Origin of the sequence: Kineococcus sp. TRM81007, from assembly GCF_022669155.1 — a bacterium.
Taxonomy (GTDB): domain Bacteria; phylum Actinomycetota; class Actinomycetes; order Actinomycetales; family Kineococcaceae; genus Kineococcus.
Genome location: NZ_JALBVB010000047.1, coordinates 1 through 9,543, shown reverse-complemented (window position 1 = coordinate 9,543; position 9,543 = coordinate 1). Strand labels below are relative to the sequence as shown.

The 9,543-nt window shown below is 69.8% G+C and carries 10 protein-coding genes; 7 read left to right on the top strand and 3 right to left on the bottom strand.

Annotated elements, in window-relative coordinates; translation table 11 throughout:
- The first annotated feature begins 44 nt into the window (after positions 1 to 44).
- Together MN205_RS08730 and MN205_RS08725 are read left to right on the top strand one after the other, a co-directional pair.
- Complete coding sequence (locus MN205_RS08730) at positions 45 to 536, top strand: hypothetical protein (protein ID WP_242125051.1); 492 nt, start codon at positions 45 to 47, stop codon at positions 534 to 536.
- Positions 537 to 679: 143 nt separating this feature from the next.
- Positions 680 to 1,114 carry a hypothetical protein gene (locus tag MN205_RS08725; RefSeq protein ID WP_242126327.1) on the top strand — a complete coding sequence of 145 codons (435 nt, stop codon included), beginning with the start codon at positions 680 to 682 and terminating at the stop codon, positions 1,112 to 1,114.
- A 343-nt stretch (positions 1,115 to 1,457) separates the two neighbouring features.
- Here MN205_RS08725 and MN205_RS08720 read toward each other — a convergent pair whose 3' ends face one another.
- Both MN205_RS08720 and MN205_RS08715 read right to left on the bottom strand, forming a co-directional pair.
- Positions 1,458 to 2,789 (bottom strand): NtaA/DmoA family FMN-dependent monooxygenase, encoded by a 1,332-nt coding sequence (locus MN205_RS08720; protein WP_242126325.1) that lies wholly within the window; start codon positions 2,787 to 2,789, stop codon positions 1,458 to 1,460.
- Between the two features lie 249 nt (positions 2,790 to 3,038).
- Positions 3,039 to 3,707 (bottom strand): TetR/AcrR family transcriptional regulator, encoded by a 669-nt coding sequence (locus MN205_RS08715; protein ID WP_242126323.1) that lies wholly within the window; start codon positions 3,705 to 3,707, stop codon positions 3,039 to 3,041.
- Between the two features lie 360 nt (positions 3,708 to 4,067).
- Between MN205_RS08715 and MN205_RS08710 the strand changes: the two genes are divergently transcribed.
- From MN205_RS08710 to MN205_RS08695, 4 genes are all read left to right on the top strand, one after another.
- On the top strand, positions 4,068 to 5,558 hold the full coding sequence (locus MN205_RS08710; protein WP_242126321.1) for a DHA2 family efflux MFS transporter permease subunit: 1,491 nt from the start codon (positions 4,068 to 4,070) through the stop codon (positions 5,556 to 5,558).
- 64 nt (positions 5,559 to 5,622) lie between these two features.
- On the top strand, positions 5,623 to 6,957 hold the full coding sequence (locus MN205_RS08705) for an NtaA/DmoA family FMN-dependent monooxygenase (RefSeq protein WP_242126319.1): 1,335 nt from the start codon (positions 5,623 to 5,625) through the stop codon (positions 6,955 to 6,957).
- Positions 6,954 to 7,733, top strand: coding sequence for a nitroreductase family protein (locus tag MN205_RS08700; protein ID WP_242126317.1), 780 nt, complete (start codon positions 6,954 to 6,956; stop codon positions 7,731 to 7,733). The genes MN205_RS08705 and MN205_RS08700 overlap by 4 nt, the downstream gene beginning before the upstream one ends.
- On the top strand, positions 7,730 to 8,476 hold the full coding sequence (locus MN205_RS08695) for an NADPH-dependent F420 reductase (protein WP_242126315.1): 747 nt from the start codon (positions 7,730 to 7,732) through the stop codon (positions 8,474 to 8,476). The genes MN205_RS08700 and MN205_RS08695 overlap by 4 nt, the downstream gene beginning before the upstream one ends.
- 230 nt (positions 8,477 to 8,706) lie before the next feature.
- On the opposite strand, the gene MN205_RS20515 is transcribed toward MN205_RS08695, so the two are convergent.
- Positions 8,707 to 8,841, bottom strand: coding sequence for a hypothetical protein (locus MN205_RS20515; protein ID WP_255818544.1), 135 nt, complete (start codon positions 8,839 to 8,841; stop codon positions 8,707 to 8,709).
- Positions 8,842 to 8,898: 57 nt separating this feature from the next.
- On the opposite strand from MN205_RS20515, the gene MN205_RS08690 reads away from it, so the two are divergent.
- Positions 8,899 to 9,543, top strand: a 645-nt coding sequence (locus tag MN205_RS08690; protein WP_308220256.1) for a helix-turn-helix domain-containing protein, incomplete at its 3' end; no start/stop codon positions are given.

Genomic DNA, 9,543 nt, shown 5'->3' with positions numbered 1-9,543 from the left:
TGCATCACCCGATGCGAGGCGGGCGGGCATGCCACAGTGCAGATGTGGATCAAGCTCACCTCACCGACTCACACAACGTCGTCGTGGCCATGGACTACGGCCAGTTCGACCTGTGGACCGACTACTGGAGCGACGACCTCGACACCGAGGCTCTGCTGCAGCGAGCCCTCAAGGGCGACCACATCGCTCAGGAGCGCCATTGCCTGGTCATCACCTGCCCGCACCAGAACAACTTCGAGATGCCCTTGACGCTGGAGCGCTGGAGCGCGCCGGCTGAGGATGACCTGCAGGACTGGCAAGAAGCCTACGAAGCACACCTCAGCGTCAGCGAGTACGGCCTCTACTACCAGTCCCCGACCCTGGAAGGCACCCAGCTGCCCGTGCCCAGCGGGGAGTACCACGCGCTCATCACCGGTCGGCGCTTCATCACCCGCGGCTGGCCAGGCTCCACCACGCCCGGAGACGAATGGCGCATCCGCCTGTGGCCCTCCATTGGTCCCGCTTCAGCGCGCCGGCTGCTCGCCTGGACCAGCTGAGAACCCGACCGCACATCCGGTCATCCCGCTGTCGTGGACGTCGACGACCTCGCGGTCTTGTCGATGTCCGTCTGACCGTCTTCGCCTCCTCGCGGCCTCGCTCGGCTGGCAGGATGCTCAGATCAGCGACCTTGGGAGGGTCCATGCGCCACAGCCGACGGCGCTACGCCGCGCTCGTGCTCGCTGCCGCAGCCTTCCTTTCGATCTCGGCCTGCTCCAACGGCCTTGACCCCGCCGACCCTGCCGCTATCGCGATGCGGGCTGCTGACGACCCCACAGCCATCGCAAGACTGGCCGAGGATGCCCCGGCTCCGCAGGCCGCGATCCTCGAGGACGGCCAGGTGAGTGATGCCGAGTACGAGCAGGCCGTCACCGCAGACCGCGACTGCGTCAGCGTCGCTGGTTACGAACCCTCGGAACTGAGGTGGAACGACGGGCAAGTGGGCTTCGAGGTCAGCGCCAACTACGAAGGTGAGGCCGATCCCGAGGCCGCCGACGAGGCCTTCCTCGCGGCGGTGGAACAGTGCTGGAAGGAGCACAGCAAGCTGGTAGGGACGGTCTGGTCAGCCCGGAAGTGAGGCCGCCTACACCGCTGCTCACGACTTCACGGTCATCCCGCGATCCGCGCGCGATCACCGCTGGTAGCGACCCTCGGCCGCGGGGTAGCCAGTGGTCTGCCGCGGCCCAGCCCATCGAGCCAGGTCTGCCTTCCCACCCGCAGATCCGAAGAGCCCGATAAGTGGCTCTTCGGATCTATGGATGGGAAGGTATGCCTGGCCGACCGAGCGAAGCGGTCAAGAGCGGCTGAGGCCATGCGACGGGGGGCCGCTGCGAGGCCGCCCGCACGGTAGGCGCGAGACGAATGGGCGTGCCCCGATGCGGGCGACCTGAACGCACGGAGCAGGTACGCATCGGAGGACCTCAGGCTTCGGCTTGCAGGCGCGGGTCGAGGCCGTACTGGTAAGGGACGCCGAGGTTCTCCCGGAGCGTCGCGCCTTCGTAGTCCCGGTGGTACAGCCCCCGTTCCTGCAGCAGGGGGATGACTTCGTTGACGAAGGTGTCGATGTCCCGCTCGTTGACGTCGGGAGAGACCCAGAAGCCGTCGACGGCGCCGGCCTCGAACCACTCCTGCAGGTGGTCGGCGACGACCTCGGGCGGGCCGACCGGGGTGGGGTGGTAGTCGATGACACCGTGGGCGAGGACCTCGCGGATCGTCCAGCCCTGACGGGCCACCTCGAGGGCGTGCTGGGAGCGGGGGTCGAAGGGGCTGGGACGCGCGGCGGCCAGCTCAGCGGGCGTGAGGGGCTCATCCAGGCGACGGGCGTCCAGGGGCAGGCCGAGCATGGCGCCCAGGTGCGGCGCCCGGGCGGGGAAGACGTCACCGTTCAATCGGATCCTGCGATCCAGGGCATCGCGCACGGAGGTGCCGAGGGCGGGCATGACGCCGGCGAAGTACTTGACGTCATCGGGGTCGCGGCCCGCCGCCCGGGCTGCCTCGCGCACGGCGTCGCGCTGGGCGCGGGCGTCGCCGATGCTGAAGGCGGCGCCGATGACGCCGCTGGCGTAGCGCCCGGCGATGCTGAGTCCGTTCTGCCCGCCGCCAGCGGAGAAGATGACCGGCTGACCCTGCTCGGAGGGCGGAACGGGCAGTGGGCCACGGGCGGCGACGTAGCGGCCCTGCAGGTTTACGGGTTGGATTTTCGCGGTGTCGGCGAAGACCCCGGTGGCCTGGTCTTTGACCCACGCGTCGGCTTCCCAGCTGCCCCAGAGCGCCTGGACGATCTGGATCATCTCGTGGGCACGGGCGTAGCGCTCGGGACGATCGGCGATGGCCTGGCCGAAGTTGGCGGCGGCGGCTGGGTCGCTGGTGGTGACCGCGTTCCAGCCGGAGCGGCCGTGGCTCATGACGTCGAGGGTCTTGAACTGGCGGGCGAGGTTGTAGGGCTCGTTGAAGGTGGTCGAGCCGGTGGCCACGAAGCCGATGCGCTTCGTCTCGCGGGCGATCGCGGCGAGGGTGAGCATCGGCTCCAGCGTCGCCTGCGGGACTTCGTGGTCCAGGTCGCGGGTCATGGCCAGGGAGTCGGGCAGGAAGAGGAAGGCGAACTTCCCCCGTTCAGCAGCCTGCGCGTAACGGACCTGGGCGTCGAAGTTCGTGTAGTTGGCGGGGTCCACGTCCGGGTGACGCCAGGAGGCGGCCTGGGAGCCGTAGCCGGTGCCCAGGTGCAGGCCGAGGATCATCGTGCGGTGGTTCATCGAAACCTCTCACGCAAGAGTAGGAGGAGAAGAAGGGAACGGGCGGTGGAGGGTGCCGGGGCAGCACGCAGCACCGGAGGTGTGATCGACCTGGAACCGATCACCGAGCAGGCCGAGGCCCCCGGGGTGAGGTGTCACTGCTGTGCTCTCTCGGCGAGCCGTCCCCCAGCGTCCTCAGGGGTCGTGGCCGGCGCGGCCATTGCGGCCGTTGTGGCCGCTGACGGGCGTGACGTCGAGGGTGGGTACGGCTCAGTCGGGCAGGGCCCACCCTGAGCGCAGGATGGCGCGCAGTGACTGAGCTGAGGCCTCATCAGCGAGGGCCGCACCGCGCACCCAGGCGGTGGCCAGCACGCTGAGGAACAACTCTCTTCCGCGGACCCACGGCTGGGCACGACCATCACGCTGGGCGGCGGCGAGGAACTGGTCGGTGGTAGTGACGTAGCCCTGACACGTCATCGCCAACGGTGAGGTTTCCGTGGTGAGGGCGTCGCGCAGTGGGTCTGGAAGGCCGTTGAAGGCGCTGGCCCAGGTGTCCAGTGCGTCCAGCCACCGTTCCAGCGCGCGGGCGGAATCAGTCTCCTCCGCCACGATGGCGTCGCGGCGGGCGGTCAGTTCTTCATCGCGCGCTTCGAGCAGAGCAGCCAGCAGCGCTTCGCGGGTGGGGAAGTGCCGGTAGAGGGTGCCGGGCCCGATGCCGGCCCGTTTGGCGATGGCGTCCAGGGAGCTGGCCGCGCCCTGCTCGGTGAAGAACTCCTCGGCGACTTCGAGGATGTGAGCGCGGTTGCGCTGCTTGTCGCTGCGCGTCTTGCGGGGACGGCTTGCGGTCGGCGCCTTGGTCGTGGCGTTGATGCCTGCGTCGGCGCCGTGGGCCGCGTCGGCCGGTGCGGTCGCAGGTGCGTCGGCGGCTGGTTCGATCATGGCGACACCCTCTCGTTGACAAATCGGAGACTACCTCCTTAATCTTAGCCAAGGCAAGCGGAGGACGTCTCCCTCTACGGATTCAGGCGCCCCACCTCACTGGGCGGTAGCCCGACCCGCTGCTGTGCCGCTCTCTTCCCCTGCACGACATACCTCACGTCGACTCACCTCCTAGGTGACCTCGACCGGGATGACGTGGCCTGAGCCCACCGACATGATCCGGAGCCGATCGCCGTGACCCAGACACCAGAACCGACACCGACGAGCACGCAGCCGAGCCTTCCCACGCAGTCGGCCCGCGCCTCGACGCCGTCCACCGCGCCGTCGACCACGTCATCGACCACAACCGATCGCCGGTCGGTGGACCACGGGTCGCGCCCAGCGGAGGCACCCACTGTTGCCCCCGCGCCCAAGACCCACCTGGAGCCCGGCGAGGTCGTCGTCATCGCCGTCCTGGCCGTCTCCGCCTTCATCGTCATCTTCAATGAGATGGTCATGGGGGTCGCCCTGCCCCAGGTCATGGCCGAACTGGGCATCACCGCCGCCACGGGGCAGTGGCTGACCACCGCCTACGCCCTCACCATGGCCGTGATCATTCCCGCCACCGGCTTCCTCATGCAGCGCTTCAACATGCGCCCCCTCTTCGTCGCCACGATGGCCCTGTTCACCGTCGGCACCGCCATCGCCGCCGTCGCGCCCACCTTCGAGGTCCTGCTCACCGGGCGCATCGTCCAGGCCGCCGGCACCGCGACCCTGGCCCCGCTGATGATGGCCACCACCTTCCGGTTGGCCCCCGAAGGCCGGCGCGGCTCCTTGATGGCCCTGACCACCGCCGTCGGTGCCGTCGCCCCCGCGATCGGCCCGGCCATCTCCGGGCTGATCGTGGCCAACCTCAGCTGGCGCTGGATCTTCATCCTCGTCCTGCCCCTGGCGCTGATCGCCCTGGTCGTGGGCGGGATCCTGATGCGCAACCTGACCACCCCGGTCCCCAGCAGCATCGACGCCACCTCCCTGATCCTGGCCGCGATCGGCTTCGGGGCCCTGGTCTTCGGCCTGGCCAGCGCCCACGACACCTCCGGCGGGCACCTGCCGACGAGTTCCTTGCTCGCCGTCGTCCTCGGGCTGGCCGGCATCGCCGCCTTCGTCCTGCGTCAGCGCCGCCTGCAGCGCCGCGACGCGGCCCTGCTGGACATGCGGATCTTCACCCACCGCGGCTTCACCCTGGCCAGCATCGTCGTGCTGTTCTTGGTCTCTACCGCCTTCGGCGTCGGCGTCCTCCTTCCCCTGGTGCTGCAGGACGTCCTGGGCCTGGGGGTCCTGGAGACCGGCCTGCTGCTGGTGCCCGGCGGTGCGGCCATCGCCATCGTCTCCGCGATCGTGGGACGCCTCTACGAGAAGACCGGACCGCGGACCCTGGTCATCATCGGCGCCCTCATCGACGTCGCCGCGTTGTGGTTCATGTCCACCGCCACCCCCGAGCGGCCGGTGGCCGTCATCCTGCTGACCCACCTGGCCATCTGCACCGGTCAGGCGTTCATGTGGACCGCACTGTTCACCCTCGCCCTGGCCTCGCTGCCGGAGAACCTCTACGGGCACGGCAGCGCCGCGCTGAACACCCTGCAGCAGCTCGGTGGGGCCATCGGCGTCGCGGTGCTCATCACCGTCCTCACCATCACCTCCGACGCCGGCGACCCGGCCGCGAACGCGGGTGGTGGTTCCCTGGCGGGAGTCCAGGGGGCCTTCACCGCCGCCGCGGTCATCGCCGCCGCCGCCGTGATCGGTGCCCTCTTCCTGCCTGGCCGGGCCAAGACCACGGGCACGGGCACGGTGCCGGTTTCCACCGGGCACTGACCGTCCCAAGCGCCTCCCCACCCACGACCGCGGCAGCGGTCCCCGCCTTCGTCGAGGAACCACGATGACCAAACCGCAGATGATCCTGGCCATGCAGCTGGGCAACGGCTACGGCAGCCAGCCCGGTGCCTGGCGCGCTCCCGGGGTCGACCCCTCCAACTACACCGACATCGACGCCCTGGTCCGCTACGCCCGCTCCGCCGAGCGGGGCAAGTTCGCCTTCCTCTTCGTCCCCGACCACCTCACCCCACCGGACGACCTCGACCACGCACCGCCGATGCTCACCCTGGAGCCGATGCTCACGATGGCGGCGATCGCGCGGGAGACCGAGCGCATCGGGTTCGTCATCACCGGCTCCACGACGTTCAACGAGCCCTACAACCTCGCGCGTCAGTTCAAGACCTTGGACGTGATGAGCCACGGCCGCGCCGGCTGGAACGCGGTGACGACCAGCGAGCCCGCCTCGGCGGCGAACTTCGGCGCGACCATCGCCCCGCGTCCCCAGCGCTACCAGCGCGCCCACGAGACCATCCAGATCGTCCAGGCCCTGTGGGGCAGCTGGGGGGCCGAGGCCTGGATCAAGGACGCCGAGAGCGGACGCTTCGCCGACGCCGCCCAGGTCCAGCCCGTCAACCTGCAGGGTGAATACGTCGCCTCCCGCGGACCGCTGCCCATCCCACCGTCTGAGCAGGGACAGCCCGTCGTCTTCTCCGCCGGTGGCGGAGCGAACGGCCTGCAGATCGCCGGGCGCTACGCCAGCGGCGTGATCGGGGCCACCTTCACCATCGAGGACGCCCGCGCCCAACGAGAAGCCGTTCGCGACGCCGCCCGCCGCGCCGGACGCGACCCGGACGAGGTCAAGTTCTTCGCCGGGGTCATGCCCGCCATCGCCCCCACCGTGCGTAAGGCCCTCGACCGTCGCACCGCCCTCGGTGAGCACACCTTCCCTGACCGGGTCGCCTACCTGGGGTCCATGCTCGGACTTCCCCTCGACCTCGACCAGATCGACCAGCCGCTGACCGCAGCGCAACTCGACCAGGCCCGGCCCAGCCCCTTCGATCCTCGTTCCCCCAAGGCGCTCGAGGTCGCCCAAGCGGGCTGGAGCATCCGCGACGTCCTGGCCCACGGAGTGATTGACTACCACCCCACACCCGTGGGGCCCGCGTCGGTGACCGCGGATCACCTGCAGGAGTGGTTCGAGGCCGGAGCCTGCGACGGGTTCTGGATCTCCCCCGACGTCTACGAGGACGGCGTGGACACCTTCGTCGACGAGGTCGTACCGATCCTGCAGGAGCGTGGCCTCTACCACCTCGACTACGAAGGACCTACGTTGCGGGAGAACCTCGGCGCCCACCAGCAGTACGGCCTCGACCCCCGGTTGGCGGTCGAGGGCTCATGACCATGGTTGCGGACGCACCCTTCACCGACGTCGTGCGCGCCCGCCGCTCCGCGCGCCGGTTCCTGCCCACCCCCGTACCGGCCGCGGACATCCGGGCCGTCCTCGAGGATGCCCAGCAGGCACCCTCGAACAGCAACACCCAGCCGTGGGTGGTGCACCTGGTCTCCGGACCCGCCCGCGACACGCTCGCCCAGGCGCTGCTGGACGCCTTCGAGCAGGAGCGGACGTCACCGGACTTCACCGGTGACTACGGCGACGGCGTGCACCAGGAGAGGTCGCAGCAGCAGGCCGCGGTTACCTATGCAGCGCACGGGGTGGAACGCTCCGACCACGAGGGCCGGCGAGACGTCGTCCGTGCCAATCTCGACTTCTACGGCGCCCCGCACGTGGCTCTGCTGTTCCTGCCCCCGTTGGGCGATCGGGTCCGGGCCGCCGGGGACGTGGGGATGTACGCGCAGAACTTCCTGCTCTCCTTGACCGCGCGCGGCTACCGCGGCATCCCGCAGGCCGTCCTCAGCGTCTACGCCGACACCGTCCGCGATGTCCTGCAGGTGCCGGCGGAGCTGAAGCTCCTCTTCGGCATCTCCTTCGGGACCGCCGATGAGGAGGCCGAGGTCAATCACCTGAAAATGCCCCGCGTCCCGCTGCAGCGCAGCGTCGTCGTGCACGACACCCCCGGGGTCCTCCACGAGCGGTCCGGCCCCGACCGCGCGTCCCGGGTCGCGGCCGCGCCGTCCGACACCCCCACCACGAGCACGGAAGAGAGCCCCACGTGAAGATCGGCATCCTCGGCGTCGGCAACATCGGCGCCACCCTCACCCGCCGCCTCAGTGAGGCGGGGCACCACGTCCAGGTCGCCAACTCTCGCGGCCCGCAGACCATCGACTCCGACGTGCTGTCCACCGGCGCCCAGGCCGTGGAGGCAGCCGACGTCGTCACCGACGTCGACGTCGTAATTATCTCCATCCCCCTGGCCAAGATCCCCGACGTCGCCCACCTCATCGCCGGTGTGCCGCCCGGCACGGTCGTCATCGACACCTCCAACTACTACCCGCTGCGCGACGGGCACATCGAGGCCCTCGACGGCGGGCAGGTGGAGAGCTTGTGGGTCAGCGAGCAGCTGGGGCGGCCGGTGGTCAAGGCGTGGAACGCCATCACCTCGCAGTCCTTCGACGCCTACGCCGCCCCGGCCGGCACAACCGGACGGCTCGCCATCCCCGTCGCCGCGGACGACGACGCCGACCGGGCGCTGGGCATGGCCCTGGTGGAGGAGACCGGCTTCGACGCCGTCGACGCGGGTGGCCTGGCCGAGTCCTGGCGCCAGCAGCCCGGGGCACCCGTCTACTGCACTGACCTGAGCGCAGCAGAGGTGCTGGCCGCGCTGGCCGCAGCGGTCGTCACCCGGTCTCCCCGGCGGCGTGACCTGGCGATGGCCGTCATCGCCGAGCTCACCGCCGACCCCACCGCTGATCTAGGTGAGGACTTCCTGGTGCGGGTGAACCGGCTCATGTACCGGTGACGACCTAGCCGCAGAGGGCTTCCTCCCCACCGCGGGGTGGTGCAGGGCGTTGCTCGACGAGGTGTCTGTGATGACGAAGGCGCAGCTGTCGCGTCGCTTGCCGAGCTCACCATGATCGTGACTGTCTTGACACGGGCGTGATAGCGCGGACATCGATATGAGCGGCAAGTCGGTGCCTCTCGCAGGCGGGAGCAATCAAGCCCACCACGCTCGGAGGGACCTCCGATCAATCAACGAACGGCTACACCGTGCATCCCTCTTGCAAGCCGCCCGGCCTCGAACACACCGCCGGCCAGTGCGCCGTCGCCGACGAGTTGCTGGGTCTGGATGGTCTGCACCTGCTCGCCGTCGAACGCGTCCAGCACGACACGCAGCACCCTCGGGGGCTGTTACGCCTGACCGTTCAGACCGACCCACCCGAGGTGGTCGCCTGCCGAACCTGCGGGGTGCTCGCCGTCGATCACGGCCGCCGCGAGCACCGCCTCGCCGACGCACCCTGCTTCGGCACCCCGGTGCAGCTGATCTGGCGCAAGCGACGCTGGCGATGCCGCGAACCACGATGCTTCACCGGCGTCTGGTCCGAGGAGCATCCCGCCCTGCCGACGCGGGCAAAGCTCACCACCCGCGCGGTGGCGTGGGCGATGCAAACACTGCGCTGGGACGACTCCACCGTCTCCGCCCTGGCCCGCCAGCTCGGCGTCGACTGGCACACCCTCATGAACGCCATCCGCGCTCACGCCGCCGACGACCTCGACGCGCCATCAGCCCGGTCCGCGCGGCTGGCTGGTGTTGACACCCTCGGGGTCGACGAACACATCTGGCGCCCCTCCGCCCGTCACCGCGACCGGGCCGTCACCTCCATCGTCGACCTCACCCGCGACCTGGACGGCCGGGTCCAGGCCCGCCTGCTCGATGTCACCCTCGGCCGTTCCGGACCGGTCTACGCCACCTGGATCCGTCAGCAGACCCGCGAGTTCGTTGACGGCATCACCCACGCTGCCCTCGACCCCTTCCGCGGCTACGCCAACGCCATCCGCACCGAACTCCCGCACGACACGGTGACGATT

Bases quoted from the DNA above. Each gene is read 5' to 3' on its own strand.
- MN205_RS08705 (WP_242126319.1), top strand. From the start codon at position 5,623: ATGACCAAACCGCAGATGATCCTGGCCATGCAGCTGGGCAACGGCTAC.
- MN205_RS08720 (WP_242126325.1), bottom strand. From the start codon at position 2,789: ATGAACCACCGCACGATGATCCTCGGCCTGCACCTGGGCACCGGCTAC.
- MN205_RS08725 (WP_242126327.1), top strand. From the start codon at position 680: ATGCGCCACAGCCGACGGCGCTACGCCGCGCTCGTGCTCGCTGCCGCA.
- MN205_RS08715 (WP_242126323.1), bottom strand. From the start codon at position 3,707: ATGATCGAACCAGCCGCCGACGCACCTGCGACCGCACCGGCCGACGCG.
- MN205_RS08700 (WP_242126317.1), top strand. From the start codon at position 6,954: ATGACCATGGTTGCGGACGCACCCTTCACCGACGTCGTGCGCGCCCGC.